Origin of the sequence: Herbaspirillum sp. 1130 (genome assembly GCF_017833835.1) — a bacterium.
GTDB lineage: Bacteria > Pseudomonadota > Gammaproteobacteria > Burkholderiales > Burkholderiaceae_D > Herbaspirillum > Herbaspirillum huttiense.
The window spans coordinates 460,943-475,029 of record NZ_JAFICQ010000001.1 but is presented as its reverse complement, the minus strand read 5'-3'; the positions used below and the strand labels follow the sequence as shown (position 1 = coordinate 475,029).

At 62.9% G+C, this 14,087-nt stretch carries 11 protein-coding genes; 1 reads left to right on the top strand and 10 read right to left on the bottom strand.

All coding sequences use genetic code 11. The features are described from left to right. Positions 1-110: 110 nt before the first annotated feature. Positions 111-941: a VOC family protein gene (locus tag JOD78_RS02185; RefSeq protein WP_134136287.1), complete on the top strand. Its 831-nt coding sequence runs from the start codon at positions 111-113 to the stop codon at positions 939-941. A gap of 12 nt (positions 942-953) precedes the next feature. On the opposite strand, the gene JOD78_RS02180 is transcribed toward JOD78_RS02185, so the two are convergent. From JOD78_RS02180 to JOD78_RS02135, 10 genes are all read right to left on the bottom strand, one after another. Next, positions 954-2,966, bottom strand: coding sequence for an AsmA family protein (locus JOD78_RS02180; protein ID WP_227022693.1), 2,013 nt, complete (start codon positions 2,964-2,966; stop codon positions 954-956). 186 nt (positions 2,967-3,152) lie between these two features. Continuing rightward, entirely contained in the window at positions 3,153-4,898 is a 1,746-nt protein-coding gene (locus tag JOD78_RS02175) for a methyl-accepting chemotaxis protein (protein ID WP_134136286.1), read from the bottom strand. A 226-nt stretch (positions 4,899-5,124) separates the two neighbouring features. After that, positions 5,125-5,517 (bottom strand): D-ribose pyranase, encoded by a 393-nt coding sequence (gene rbsD / locus JOD78_RS02170; RefSeq protein WP_034341119.1) that lies wholly within the window; start codon positions 5,515-5,517, stop codon positions 5,125-5,127. Positions 5,518-5,538: 21 nt separating this feature from the next. Beyond that, positions 5,539-6,438, bottom strand: a complete 900-nt coding sequence (gene rbsK / locus JOD78_RS02165) for a ribokinase (RefSeq protein WP_121040193.1) — start codon at positions 6,436-6,438, stop codon at positions 5,539-5,541. Positions 6,439-6,474: 36 nt separating this feature from the next. Beyond that, positions 6,475-7,488, bottom strand: coding sequence for a LacI family DNA-binding transcriptional regulator (locus JOD78_RS02160; protein ID WP_121040191.1), 1,014 nt, complete (start codon positions 7,486-7,488; stop codon positions 6,475-6,477). Between the two features lie 11 nt (positions 7,489-7,499). Further along, on the bottom strand, positions 7,500-8,486 hold the full coding sequence (locus tag JOD78_RS02155) for an ABC transporter permease (RefSeq protein WP_121040189.1): 987 nt from the start codon (positions 8,484-8,486) through the stop codon (positions 7,500-7,502). Between the two features lie 51 nt (positions 8,487-8,537). Then, positions 8,538-10,106, bottom strand: a complete 1,569-nt coding sequence (locus tag JOD78_RS02150; RefSeq protein WP_121040187.1) for a sugar ABC transporter ATP-binding protein — start codon at positions 10,104-10,106, stop codon at positions 8,538-8,540. A gap of 92 nt (positions 10,107-10,198) precedes the next feature. After that, on the bottom strand, positions 10,199-11,143 hold the full coding sequence (locus tag JOD78_RS02145) for a sugar ABC transporter substrate-binding protein (protein WP_039788120.1): 945 nt from the start codon (positions 11,141-11,143) through the stop codon (positions 10,199-10,201). A gap of 1,043 nt (positions 11,144-12,186) precedes the next feature. After that, entirely contained in the window at positions 12,187-13,383 is a 1,197-nt protein-coding gene (gene nhaA, locus JOD78_RS02140; RefSeq protein ID WP_121040185.1) for a Na+/H+ antiporter NhaA, read from the bottom strand. Between the two features lie 224 nt (positions 13,384-13,607). Next, positions 13,608-14,045, bottom strand: a complete 438-nt coding sequence (locus JOD78_RS02135) for a universal stress protein (RefSeq protein ID WP_039788122.1) — start codon at positions 14,043-14,045, stop codon at positions 13,608-13,610. Positions 14,046-14,087 lie beyond the last annotated feature (42 nt).

The following is a 14,087-nucleotide window of genomic DNA, read 5'->3' as shown; positions in this document are numbered from 1 at the left end:
CCTGCGGCCAGTTTCCCGGACAAATCCCCCCGCCATGACAGTCCATGTGGCCGCCCTTACAATGGCAGCCCGCTGCTGGTTGGCGCGCTCTTTCTTGTTGATTGGCTTTTATGACTACCGCTTCCTCCAAAACGCTCCCGTCCTCGCAAAATATTCCTGCCCGGCTGGATCACGTGGTCCTCAATACCCACTACCAGATCGATCGTGCCCACGCGCAACTGCATGCGCTCGGTTTTACGCTGACACCGCGCGGCCATCATACGTTGGGCTCGGTGAACCATCTGGTCATGTTCGAAGGCGGTTACCTGGAGCTGATCGGCCAGCCCCGGGAGAGCGAAAAAGTCCGCCAGGAAATCCTCGACAGTCCGCTCGGCCTCGATGGCCTGGTCTATGCCGTCGATGACGTCCCCGCCTGCCACGACGCCTGGCTGGCGCTGGGGCTGGCCGTGCAACCGGTGCAGCACTTCTCGCGGCCGGTGGAAGTGGACGGGGTGGCCATCGATGCGCGCTTCTCCACGGTCCGCCTGATTCCCGGCCAGTTCGCCGCCGGACGCGTCTATGCCTGCCATCACTTCACGCCCGAACTGGTCTGGCGTCCGCAGTGGATGGCCCACGCCAATGGTGCGCGCGGTGTTGCCAGCATGGTCGTGGTGGATCGCGATCCTCAGGCGACCCGCCTTTCCTATGCACGGCTGGGCCAGTGGGAAGATGGCTTCCAGCTGGAGTTCCTGGATGCTCCTGCCCTCGCTTCACGTCTCGACACGTTGGCCGAGCATGCTCCCTCGCGACCGGCGGCCTTTGCCATGCTACGTTTCTTCGGGGCGGACCGGGCCATTGTCGCCGCGGGCGCGCGCTCCCTCGGATTGCCGTTGCAGCAGGATGCGCAACGGGTGCTGGTGGCCCTGCCTGATTTTGACGCCGTCTTCGAATTCACCGACTGAAACGCAATACCATCATGAGGGTGCCGCAGCGGCATGCGGCGCGCAGTCGTCGGGAATCTTCTGTCCCGGCGTAATCAATGGAATCACTGCGGCCACCGGCGCCACCAGCGCCAGCGCAGCGGCCGCACCAGCCCGCGCGGCCAGTGCACCCTTGCTGGCACCGATGTCCGGTTTTGCGAACGTGCCACGTACATACAAGGGCGTACGCAGCGACAGGATGCGAACCTGCTTGGTGCGAGGGACCACGTCCAGCGAGAGGGTTTCCTTGGCCAGATCAACCTGGCCGCTGATGTCGATGGCGGCATCCTCGGTATTGAGAATGCCATGACGCACCTGCGCCAGTCCGTCCTTGATGCCAACATCGGCGGCACCACACAGCAGCTTGACCTGCTGGTCCCGATACAGCTTGGCGAACACTGCATTGGCCAGGTTCAGGCCGGCCGCCTCCAGAATGAATTGACTGATGGTGCCCTGGCTGAGGTCCGCCTTGATTTCGCCATTGGCATGGGCCAGCATGGCTGCGACCGAATTGCCGCTACCAGTCAGCGTGGCGCGGCCATCGACCTTGCCGAAGCTGGCATCGATGCGGGCCAGACGCGGGAACAGTTCACGCACCTGCACACCCTGCACTTGCAGTTGCAGCTTCGCGCCGATATCGGCCTGGCGTCCGTCCAGGCGGATCTCTCCTTCTCCCTTGCCACCGGCCAGTGCAAAGCGCAGTGGCGCGGCGGTCAGCACCTGGTCTTGCAGGCGCAGCGTGGTGCTGGCGTCCTGCAAGGCGATGTCCGGATGCAACTGCAAGCGTTTTGCATGCAAGGCGATCTCGGCATCCAGCTTGGCCCAGCGCTGTGGTTTGGCGGGCTGATCGGGAAGAACGCGGGAGTCGGTCTTGTCCGGATGCGCGCCGGATTTTTTCCCTGCATCGGGAACGTAGTCGGACAGGCGCAGCAGGCCCGCCTCCGCCGTCACGCGCAAGCGATTCTTGGGGGGGCCGCGGTAGTACTGTGCATCGCCGGAGAAATCACTGTCACCGACCTTGGCGGTGAAGTGCGCATAGTGCCAGTCCCAGGCGCGGGTCTCGGTATCGAGGCGGGTGATGCTGAGCTGACCTTGGGTCGTGAAGGGCCGCGTGGCGGGAAGCGGGACACCGCTGGCGGCGTAAAGCCGGTCGAGGCTGTCGCCGCTGAGTTGCAACTGCAGTTCGGCACGGGTCAATTGATGAGGATTGATGAGTTTGCCCGATAACGCCGTATGGACTTCGCCAACCTCACCTTCGGCCTGCAAGGGATAAATACTGTCTTCATTGAGGAGATCGGGCAAGGCTCCGCCGCGCAGATTGCCCTGAATGCTGGCATCTCCAAAGCGCCCGGTGATCGCGGCCTGCAACACCATGGCCGATGGATTGGCAGGGCCGACACTGGCAGCGCCTTCTGCCTGGCGTACCTCGGCGGCCTGGTTAGCCGAACTGACCAGCGGTCGAACATCGAAGTGCAGATCCATGTTCAGCGGCTGGTCGACATAACGGATCTGTGCGCGCTCGAAGACGATCTGATGAATGTCGAAACTCCAGCGTGAACGTGGCTGGTCGGAAAAGCGCCAGCTCTTGCGACGCTCATCGGCGCGTTCCATGACCAGGTCCAGGCCTTCGACGCGCAGGTCGGTAATGTGCCAATGCCAGCGCAGCAGCGGCAAGGGAGAAAAGTGCAGATCCAGCGTGCGGGCGCGCAGCAGGTGGTCGGCACTGCGGGCCCAATCGGGATTGCCGATGTGCAGTTCGCGTGCAGTGAAATGCAGTTGGGGGAGCCAGGGGCTGCTGCCGTCCTTGTGCGCAGGAGCCAGCGACCACCCCAGCGTGATGGGGCCATCGACACGAATCTCGCGCGCCAGCACAGCAGAGAGCTGGCGCGTGATCCAGGGCTTGGCCAGGTTCCAGTCGAACAGGGCAACGGCCAGCGCGAGCGTGGCCATCAATGCGACCAGCGTCAGGGCCACCCAGGTCAGGAACCTGAAACCCCGCCTCATCATGATAGTGATTGCCGTCTCCCCGCCCTCTCGCATGTTTCCCCTTCCTCCCTGGCCGCTGGCCATCGACTGATCTGCGTTCTGCAAACGCAACAGTATCAGCTGGCGGACGCGCCAAGGCTATAGGAGGCTGCGCCACCTGCTTGTCAGAGTAGCGGCAGCGCGGAGGGCAGCACCGTCAGGAACCGCTCAGAAGGTTTCCCAGAGGTCTTCGTCAGCGCGCGCTGCGGACTTGCTCGCGGGTGTGGACGCCGGGACCGCCACGGCAGGCGCACGGAGAACCGGGACGGCCGCTGCCTTCGGGGCCACAACTGGCGGCCGGACCGGCGGCCGGACGGGTGCTGCCGGCTTGGCAGGCGCTGCCACGGTCACCTGCGGGCCTTGCGCCAGCTTGAAGATGCTGATCGCGGTGGCCAGGTTGGCGGCCTGGTCCTGCAGAGCTCCCGCAGCGGCAGCGGCCTGTTCGACCAAGGCAGCATTTTGCTGGGTGCTTTCATCCATCTGGCCCACTGCCCGGTTGATTTCCTCAATCCCGGTACTCTGCTCGACACTGGCGGCCGAAATCTCGCCGACGATGTCGGTAACGCTGCGCACGCTGCTGACCACCTGCTCCATGGTGTGGCCGGCTTCGGCCACCAGCAGGCTGCCGCCCTCCACCTTGGCGACGGAATCGCTGATAAGGCCCTTGATTTCCTTGGCTGCGGCCGCCGAACGCTGCGCCAGCGAGCGCACTTCAGAAGCCACCACCGCAAAGCCGCGGCCCTGCTCGCCCGCGCGCGCCGCTTCCACGGCAGCGTTCAGGGCGAGGATGTTGGTCTGGAAGGCGATACCGTCGATGACACCGATGATGTCGACGATCTTGCGCGAAGACTGGTTGATTTCTTCCATCGTGGTGACCACGCGGCCGACGATTTCACCGCCTTGCAAGGCCACCTCGGAGGCCGTGGCAGCCAGCTGGTTGGCTTGGCGGGCATTGTCAGCGTTCTGGCGCACGGTGGAAGTCATCTCTTCCATGGCCGAGGCAGTTTCTTCCAGCGAACCGGCTTGCTGCTCGGTGCGCGACGACAGGTCCATGTTGCCGCTGGCGATTTCTCCCGAGGCGGTGGCAATCGAGTCGGTACTGCGACGCACACCGGAGACGATGTCGACCAGGTTGTCGTTCATCTTGCGCAGGGCCGCCATCAGTTGGCCCGTCTCATCTCTGGAATGCGGTTCGATGCGCGTGGTCAGGTCACCGGCAGCGACGTTCTCGGCCACGCGGACGGCCTCGTTGAGCGGCTTGACGATGGAACGTACCATCAAATACCCCAGCAGGATCGCGGCCAGCACGGCGACCGCCGAGCAAGCCAGGGTGACCTGGATCGCCAGCGCACCGTCAGCGACGGCCTGCGCACCTTCAGCACGCAGCTGGCTGTCCTGGGAATCGGCGAAGGCGGTGGCGAGGGAAAGATAGGCGTTCTGGCTGTCGGTAATCTTGCGCAGGACGAATTCGTCGGCGGCATCGCCCTGGCCTGCCCGGATCAACGCCAGGAACTGCGCCCGGCTGGTCTCGAAGAGCTGGCGCGCATCATCCAGCGCCTTGGCCTTCTTCTGGCCTACTGCAGTCACCTGGCGCGCCGTGATCTTGTCCAGGGCTTCCTTGCTGGCGCGGACCGCAACGTCCAGCTGGCCGATGCGCTTTTCATTGGCGGCCGGATTGCCGATGTCGATGGCCATGCCACGCAGGTACTTGATCTGCTCGTTGACGCCGTCACGCAGGTCGAATGCCCAGCGCACCTTCAGGTAGCGGTCATTGACGATCTGGTCGATCGCACGATTGATGTTGTTGATCTTGATGAAGGCGGTGATGCTCACCACGGCCAGCAAGGCCACGATGAAAGCAAACACGATCGCCAGGCGCGCGCCGACCTTGAGATTCCCGAAATATCCAAACATGCTGGTTCCCTATGCTGTTCATTCATTGTCTGTCTCTTCCAGTCCTCGAAGATCCAGCTTCTTGTTATCGAACAGGGAAACAAGCTCCTCTGTATTTTTATTCTGGAGCCCGCATGATGCGCCAAGGCAACCCATCGTACAACCGTTGCGCGACACTATTTCAGCAAGTGTCGCAAAGTCATCACACAACTAGATGTATAAATGTGTTTGTTTGTAAATCTCTTGCTCAGAACACCACGCCAGCGCCGAGGATGATATTGGCGTAAGGGGTGCATTCCCCGGTGCGGATGTAGGCCTTGGCAGCGGCGGTTGCCTGCTTGAAGGCCTCATGCGACAGGGTACGCGCTTGCGGCAGGTCCAGCGCCGCAATCTGTGCAGCCAAGGCAGGGCTGACGGTCTGCATTTCATCGGCCACGACGTGGAATTCCACCTGCAATTCCGTGAGCACCGTCTTGAGTACCGTCATGAAGTCCGGCACGCCGCGGGTCACCGCCAGATCGATCACAGGAACACCTGCGGGGGCAGGCAAACCGACGTCCCCGATGACCAGCGTATCGCCATGCCCCATGGTGGCGATGACCTGGGAAATGGCAGCGTTGAGCAGAGCAGTCTTTTTCATGGCAATCAGAAAGATAAGCGATCAGAGCACGACTTCGTCGCGCGTGGGAATGGAGGTCTGGGCACCGACGCGGGTCACGCTCAGGGCGGCCGCCGCCTGGGCATAGGCGATGGCGTCGAACTGATCGCGGCCCTGCGCAATGGCACCGATGAAACCGCCGATGAAAGTGTCGCCTGCCGCCGTGGTGTCGACCGCCTGTACCTTGCGCGCCGGCAGATGGCGCTGCTGGCCGTCGGCGAAGGAGCCGTAGACGCCCTTCTCGCCCAGCGTCACCACCACGTTGCGCGCGCCCAGCCCGTGCAACTTCTGCGCCAGCAGCGGGATGTCCTCGGATTGTTCCTCGGCCAGCATGGCGGCTTCGATTTCGTTGAGGATCAGGTAATCGATCTTCTGCAGCAGTGCACGGGGCAAGGCTTGTGCCGGTGCGGGATTGAGCACTACGGTCTTGCCCAGGGCGTGAGCCAGTTCGATGCTGTGGATGACGGTCTCCATCGGCACTTCCAGTTGCAGCAGCACGATGGAAGCCTGTTCGATCACGGGGCGCGCGCGTTCGATGCGCTCCACGTCCAGGCGGCCATTGGCACCGGCGGCGATGACGATGCTGTTCTGGGCATTGGCGTCGACCATGATGGAGGCAATGCCGGTGGCTTCGCCCGCGACTTCGTCAATGTAACGGTCATCGATGCCGCAGGCGGTGATCGACTGGCGCATCTGGCCACCGAAGGCATCGTCGCCCACGCAGGCCACCATGGCCACCGAGGTGCCCGGTGCGGCCAGGCGGGCGCAAGCCACGGCCTGGTTGGCACCCTTGCCGCCGGGGATGGTCATGAATTTGTCGCCAGCCAGGGTTTCGCCCGGCAAGGGCATGCGCGGGACGCGCAGGACCAGGTCCATGTTGACGCTGCCGATGATGACGATCATGTGTGTTCTCTCGTGCTCTGTTGAAGTGTTTCTTGTTCAGGTCGGGTTCCGGCGCGGGCCGGTCGAGCCGCGCAGCTGGAGTTGCGGTGCCACCGTCTCGCGGCGCGCCGGCAAGCCGGGGTCAGCGATGCGTTCCAGCAGGAACTGCGCCGTCAGGTTGCCCAGCTTGCGGGTATTTTGTGCCACCGTGGTCAGGGGCGGATGGACGAATTGCGCCAGTTCGATATCGTCGAAACCCACCACCGACAATTCGCCCGGCACCTCGATCTGCAATTCACCGGCGGCACGCAACACGCCGATGGCCATCATGTCGTTACAGCAGAAGATGGCATCCGGCCGTGCGCCCTGCGCTCGTCCCTGCAGCAATTGCATCGCAGCCTGATAACCGCCGATGCCGCTGAAGTCGGCATGCAGCAGGTCTCCCTCGGCAAGCGCCAGGCCGCCCGCCTGCAGGGTCTGGCGGAAGCCCTGCACGCGCTCGTCCGACAGTTCCAGCCCATCCGGCCCGGCAATGCAGGCCACGTGGCGGCGCTGCAAGTCCAGCAGATGGCGCGCCGCCAGGCTGCCGCCGAGCGCGTTGTCGGTGCTGACCAGATCGATGTCCAGCTCCTTGGGCGCGCGGTCCAGCAGGACCGTCGGAATATCGAGCCTGCCCGCCGGATTGAGATCGGCCTGGTTCAAGGTGGCGATGATGAGGCCATCGCAGCGCTTGGTCTGCAGGACTTGCAGGTAGTCGCGCTGCTTGTCGGGATCATCGTCGGAATTGCAGAGGATGACGCTGTAGCCGGCGCCATAACAGTGGTCTTCGATTCCGCGCGCCAGCTCCGAAAAGTACGGGTTGGTGTTGTTGGGAATGATCAGGCCGATACTGCCCGTGACCTTGCTGCGCAATGACCGCGCCAGTGCGCTGGGCACGTAGTCCAGTTCCTTGACGGCAGCCAGCACGCGCTCACGGGCGTCGCTGCTGACCGGGCGCGTCTGGTTGAGCACATGCGAGACCGTGGTGTAGGACACCCCGGCCAGCCTGGCGACATCCTTGATGGTGGCCATGGCGAATTCGCTCAGCGGGCGTGGCGTTGGCCGCGACGGCGATAGGTGTCCAGGATCACGGCGACCACGATGACGGCGCCGGTGATGATGCGCTTCATCGGCTCGCTCACGCCAACCTGGGCCAGGCCCGCTTCCAGCACGGAGATGATCAATACGCCGATGAAGGTGCTGACGATGGAACCCCGGCCACCCATCAGGCTGGTGCCGCCGATGACGACCGCCGCGATGACTTGCAGCTCCATGCCCACGCCGCCATTGGGATCGGCCGCTTCCAGGCGCGAGACCTGGAACAGCGCCGCGATACCGGCCAGCGCGCCCATCAGGGCGAAGGCCAGGATCTTGCTGGGATTGGGATTCACGCCGGACAGGCGCACCGCTTCTTCATTGGTGCCGATGCCGATCCAGTAGCGGCCCAGCACGGTGCGGGTCAGCACCAGTTGAGCGATGATCACGATGGCGATGGCCGACAGGAAGGCCGGGGACATGCCGAACAGAATCGGCGAGCTGATCACGTCCACCGCGCTGCCGATGTATTCGGTGCGCGAGTTGGTGACCTGGTAAGCCAGGCCACGAGCGATCTCCAGCACACCCAGCGAGACGATGAAGGAAGGAATGCGCCAGTGCACCGAGACCATTCCGGTCAGCGTGCCGCACAGCGCCGCCACCACCACGCCCAGCGGGGCTGCGGCATACAGCGGCCAGCCCCAGCGCACCATGGCCATGGACAGCATGGAGGCCGCCAGTGCCATCACCGAGCCGACCGAGAGGTCGATGCCGCCGATGATGAGGATGAAGGTCATGCCCACCGACATCACCACCAGCGGCGGGATGTCATTGGAAAGCGTGATGAAGGTCGCCGCACTGAGGAAGTTCTCGCTCAGGAAGGCGAACATCACGCACATGGCCAGCAAGGCCGCGATCAGGCCCAGGTAGTTCTTGAAACCGGCCAGGTAGGCCGCTTGCCGGCTGGCGGCGGGGGTAGAGGAAGAAGTTTGCATCTGTCTCGTTGATTCTTGGCAGTTGATAGTCGGGCCGAAGAGTGCGGCCACTCAGGCAGTATTGCCGGCCACGTGCGCCGCTGCGGCAGCTTCCTGGCGTCCCACATAACCGCTGAAGGCGGCCGCCAGGATGCGCTCCTGCGACCAGTCATCGCGGCTGAAGGCATCGGCAATGCGGCCTGCGCTCATGACGGCGATACGGTCACAGATCTGCATCAGCTCGCGCAGGTCGCTGGAGACCACCAGCAAGCCCTTGCCCTGCGCCGCCAGTTCGGCAAAGAGGCGATAGATATCGGACTTGGCGCCGATGTCGATACCGCGCGTGGGTTCATCGAACAACATGATGGGGCAATCGCGGTACAGCCAGCGGGCGATCACCACCTTCTGCTGGTTGCCGCCCGACAGTTCGCCGGCGGCTTGCGCCACGCTGCCGCTGCGGATGCGCAGTTTCTTCACATAGTCCTGCGCCACGCTGCTCTCGGCCGCGTGATCGAGCATGCCGGCGCGGCTCACGCTGCCCAGATTGGCCAGCGAGGTATTGACGCTGATGGCTTGCGGCAGCAGCAGGCCCTGCCCTTTGCGGTCTTCGGTGACCATGGCGATACCGGCCTTGACCGCATCCTTGGGACTGCGGATGCGCGCAGGCTGCTGGCTGTCGCCAATGAAGATCTCGCCCTGATCGGCACGGTCTGCGCCAAAGATCAGGCGCAGGAGTTCGGTCCGGCCGGAGCCGATCAGGCCGGCAATGCCCAGCACTTCACCAGCATGCAGCGCCAGGCTGGCCGGCTGCACGACTGGAGCACGCCCGAGGCTACGAATGCGCAGCACCGGAGCACCGATGTGGCGATGTTCGGCATCCAGGTCAACCTTGGTCAGCTCACCGGCCATCAGTTGCACCAGTTGCTCGGTCGAATAACGGCCGATGTCGTCATTGCAGACCAGCTTGCCATCGCGCAGAACGACGATGCGGTCGGCGATGCGCTTCAATTCTTCCAGCCGGTGCGAGATGTAGATGATGGCCACACCTTCGGCGCGCAGGCGCTCGATGCGCGAGAACAGCAGTTCCACCTCGCGGTTGGTCAGCATGGCCGTGGGTTCGTCCAAGATCAGGCAGCGGCAGCTGCCGATCAGGTTGCGGGCGATCTCGACCATCTGCTGGTGGCCCAGGCCCAGGTCGCCGACCGGCGTCCACGGGTCGAGCTCACCGAGTCCGACCACTTCCATCTGGGCGCGAGCGGCCTCGGCCAGCTTCTTGCGGTCGATCCAGCCGAAGCGGCGCGGCAGTTTTTCCAGGAACAGGTTTTCCGCAATCGACAGCGTGGGGATCAGGTTCAGTTCCTGCATCACCATGCGGATGCCCAGGCCTTCAGCCTGCGTGCGCGATGTCGGTTGATAGGGCTGGCCATCCAGCGTCATGCCGCCGGCGCTGGCATCGACCAGGCCGCAGATGATCTTGGAGAGCGTGCTCTTGCCGGCGCCGTTTTCGCCGGTCAAGGCCAGCACCTGGCCCGGACGCAGGTCCAGGTCAATGCCATCGAGCACCGGTGCGGCGTAGCTCTTGCCGATGCCGGACAAGGTCAGCAAGGGCGAAGCTTGGGAGGGAGAGTCGTTGGGCTGCATGGTTCTGTAGCGCACAAGGAGGGAGAGGCAAAGCCCCGCGCCCGGTCACGGGCGCAGGTACCTTGCAGAGAAGACGCCAGAGAGCGTCGGTATTACTTGGTGACCAGCGAGACCTTGGTCTCGACCACACCGCCCAGGGCGCTTTGCGGCTTCTTCTCGGTCACGGCCTTGAGGGCGGTCTCGATGCCGAAGACGGCTTGCTGCTGGGCGAACTGGTCCACGGTGGCCAGTACGCGGCCATCCTTCAGCATCGGCTTGATGGCGTTGATGTTGTCGTAGCCCACCAGTTGCACCTTGCCGGTCTTGCCAGCGGCGCGGATGGCTGCCACGGCGCCCAGCGCCATGTTGTCATTGCCGGCCAGGATGGCCTTGATGTCAGGATGCGCGTTCAGGATCGAGGCGGCGACCTTGTTGCCCTGGTCGATTTCCCACTGGCCCGACTGCACGGTCACGACATTCGCACCGACATCCTTCATCGCATCCTGGAAGCCCAGGGTGCGCTGCTGTGCGTTGAAGGTGGTGGACACGCCTTCAATGATGGCGACCTTGTCACCCTTCTGCAGTTGCTTGCCCAGGTAGTCGCCGGCCAGCTTGGCGCCCTTGCGATTGTCGGGGCCCACGAACGGCACGGTGATGCCCTTTTCCTTCAGGGCGGCGTCGTCGAGCTTGTTGTCGATGTTGACCACGATGATGCCGGCATCGATGGCCTTCTTGACCACCGGCACCAGGGCCTTGGAGTCAGCCGGGGCGATCACCAGGGCATTGACCTTGGAGACGATCATCTGCTCGACGATCTTGATCTGGTTGGCGGTGTCCTGCTCGTCCTTGATGCCGTTGGCGATCAGGTCGAACTTGCTGGCGTTGGCCTTCTGGTATTCGCGGGCGCCGTTCTCCATGTTCAGGAAGAACTCGTTGGCCAGCGACTTCATGACCAGGGCCACCTTGGGCTTGGCCGGAGTCTGTGCCATGGCGGCACCGGGAAGGACTGCACATGCCAGGGCGGCGATGGCGAAATGGCGGCGGGTGAATTTGTTCATCTGGGTCTCCAGTATTGATGTTGCCGGCGTTTCCTAGAAGATAGACGCCGTTATAAGTGCGCAAACGTTTGCGCGGAAAGGAGAATAGCACCGCAAAATAAGAAAATAAAGCTGCGGTGCAGCTTTTTTTCATCCTTGGAGATTGCGTGAGGAAGCCCGCTGCAGCCCTTCCCCACCGCCAAAACGGCGAACGGCGGGGAGCGCCGGCAAGACGCTCCCCGCCGTTCTGGCAGGCAAATGCAGGTGTCAAATGACAAGTCGACGATACGCGCGGGAGACCAGCACGGCACCGCTCCCATGTCCACGCCCTTGCGCGGGATGGGAAGCGGCATGCTTCAGGCCAGCACTGGTCCGGTACCCTCGCCTGGCGTCGTTCACGCAGCGCCGGCGTTCATTCCGGCGTGCGTCAGGGTGAATGTTTGGAGGTCAGTGACCGAAATGGGTGCGGCGCCAGACATAAGCTCCGAAGGCACAGCTCCCCACGATCACGTACATCGCATACCACACCAGTGCCTGGCTACCGTAGCTCATGAGCAATTCCATCAGTTTCATGCTTGTCTCCTCTGCTTTTGATGGCCGGGCTGTTATTCGCCTGGCTTATCGTCCCAAGGGGTGAAAATGTCGAAAAGACAATATCCCCGGCTTGCTGCGGGCGCTGTTGTCAGTAGTGTCAGCATCGGCGCCCTTCCACGCCGCGCCGTTACAGGCCCGTGCAAGTATCTTGCTACTGCCAAAAGGTGATGTAAACAATCGCTTGTTCTGCGCAGCAGCAATTCATGGCCGAGCTGCTGGTCGACATTTCGTTGTCGTAGGGATTCACTTCGTCATGTGGAAGCGGAAGCCCGTCGGGACCCCATTTCCGGCCGGAATCGCACTAATGGTGTGCAAACAATTATTTTTTATATAATTTTTTGCATCGCAAAACAGAAAGTCGATATTTCGTCGCCAAATGGCGACTTTTCGTGTGTCTCAAGCGTATTGATGAGGTTTTTGATAGACAACACGCACAGTGGCCGCATGGAAAATGCGGCGCACCGTGATGTTCACGCTGGTGATATCTCTTTGCGCCACAAGACCAGTGTGCCCAGCAAGCCCGCCAGGATGGAGCCGCCCAGCACCCCCAGTTTGAGCTTGGCTTCGAAATCCGCACTCAATCCCTGGAAGGCCAGGCCGCCGATGAAGAGACTCATGGTGAAGCCGATGCCACACAGCATGCAGACGCCGATGAACTGCCGGGTACTGGCACCGGCCGGTGCTGCGGCCAGTCCGCTGCGGATCATCAGCCAGGCTGCACCGAAGACACCGATGGTCTTGCCCAGTACCAGTCCGCCGGCGATGCCGAGCGGGATCGGCTCAAACAGGTTGCCCAGCGACATGCCCTGGAAGGACACGCCGGCATTGGCGAAGGCAAACATGGGCAGCACAAGGAAGGCCACCCAGGGATGCAAGCCATGCTCCAGGGCACCCGCCAGCGGCTGGTCGTCGGCGTCGCGCATGGGAATGGCCAGCGCCGTGACCACCCCGGCCAGCGTGGCGTGGATGCCCGACTTGAGCACGCACACCCAGATCACCAGACCGACGACGATGTAGATATCTGCGCGCCGCACGCCGCTGCGATTGAGCAGCAACAGGACCAGCGTCCCTACCCCGGCCCCGGCCAGCATGCCCAGTGAGAGGTTGTCGGTATAGAAGAGCGCGATGACCACGATGGCGCCCAGGTCATCGATGATGGCCACGGCGGTGAGGAAAACCTTGAGCGAGGTCGGAACCCGCGACCCCAGCAGCATCACGATACCGATCGCAAAGGCGATGTCGGTCGCTGCCGGAATGGCCCAGCCGCGCAGCGCTACCGGATCGCCCAGGTTGATGAGCGCATATATCGCCGCCGGCACCACCATACCGCCCAAGGCCGCTGCCGCCGGCAGGATGGCCTGTTTGCGTGAGGCCAGTTCGCCTTCGACGAATTCGCGCTTGATTTCCAGACCGACCAGGAAGAAGAACACCGCCATCCACAGGTCGTTCACCCACAGCAACAGCGGCTTGGACAAGACCACCAATCCACCGATGTCGACCTTGCCGGGAATTCGGGTGAAGGCCTCGTAGGTTTCTCGCCAGCTGCTGTTGCTGATGATCAGCGCCAGCACCGCAGCGATGGCCAGCACGATGCCGCCAGCGGCTTCATGCGCGAAGAAGCGGGTAAAGGCGTTACCGCCGTGGGCCTGATGAGGGGATGTGGTCAATGCGGGCTCCTTGTTGTCGTCTTCAAAACAAGGCCTGACTGTAACAAAGGCCGAGGTCTTTCTCCAAACTTTCGGCCCCGGGCTCGCGATGCGCGGACAAAAAAAAATGGGCCGTCCCTCTCCACAGGAACGGCCCGACCCTCCACACCACAAACCTTCATGACGGCATTTTCAACCGCCCTATGCGCACGCATGCGGTGCGCATCTCTTCATCTTTTCGCCAATCAGCGATAAACCAGCACCGGTACCTTGCTATGCGCCAGCAGCTTCTGGGTCTGGCTGCCGAGCAGCAGGCGGCCCAGCGTGGAACGGGCCTTGGAGGCCATGATGATGGCATCGCAGTGCTCGCGTTCGGCCACGCGCATGATCTCTTCGTAGGGACGTCCACCCTGGGCCACCTGCACCGTGCAGGGGACACCTTCTTCACGGGCCATCGCGGTGATCATCTCGACGCTGGCCAGGGCACGTTCGCGACCGGCTTCATCGGTGCGCTCCACATCCACGCCGACGCTGACTTCAGGAATCGACAAGGCCCGCAGATTGCCTGCTACCGACAAGCCAACCAAGGTGCTGCCGCAGCTCTTGGCCAGCGCGATGGCGGCCTTGACGGATTCGTTGCACAGACGGGAACCATCGGTTGCCAACAGGATGTTCTTGAACATGATGACCTCAGCAGGTGACTGGATTGCGTTGACTTGGTATGA

What these genes read in the sequence shown, in the direction of transcription:
- rbsK (WP_121040193.1), bottom strand. Translation starts at nt 6,438, where the DNA reads ATGATCGTCATCATCGGCAGCGTCAACATGGACCTGGTCCTGCGCGTC.
- JOD78_RS02185 (WP_134136287.1), top strand. Translation starts at nt 111, where the DNA reads ATGACTACCGCTTCCTCCAAAACGCTCCCGTCCTCGCAAAATATTCCT.
- JOD78_RS02135 (WP_039788122.1), bottom strand. Translation starts at nt 14,045, where the DNA reads ATGTTCAAGAACATCCTGTTGGCAACCGATGGTTCCCGTCTGTGCAAC.
- JOD78_RS02175 (WP_134136286.1), bottom strand. Translation starts at nt 4,898, where the DNA reads ATGTTTGGATATTTCGGGAATCTCAAGGTCGGCGCGCGCCTGGCGATC.
- JOD78_RS02150 (WP_121040187.1), bottom strand. Translation starts at nt 10,106, where the DNA reads ATGCAGCCCAACGACTCTCCCTCCCAAGCTTCGCCCTTGCTGACCTTG.
- JOD78_RS02160 (WP_121040191.1), bottom strand. Translation starts at nt 7,488, where the DNA reads ATGGCCACCATCAAGGATGTCGCCAGGCTGGCCGGGGTGTCCTACACC.
- JOD78_RS02145 (WP_039788120.1), bottom strand. Translation starts at nt 11,143, where the DNA reads ATGAACAAATTCACCCGCCGCCATTTCGCCATCGCCGCCCTGGCATGT.
- JOD78_RS02180 (WP_227022693.1), bottom strand. Translation starts at nt 2,966, where the DNA reads ATGATGAGGCGGGGTTTCAGGTTCCTGACCTGGGTGGCCCTGACGCTG.
- rbsD (WP_034341119.1), bottom strand. Translation starts at nt 5,517, where the DNA reads ATGAAAAAGACTGCTCTGCTCAACGCTGCCATTTCCCAGGTCATCGCC.
- JOD78_RS02155 (WP_121040189.1), bottom strand. Translation starts at nt 8,486, where the DNA reads ATGCAAACTTCTTCCTCTACCCCCGCCGCCAGCCGGCAAGCGGCCTAC.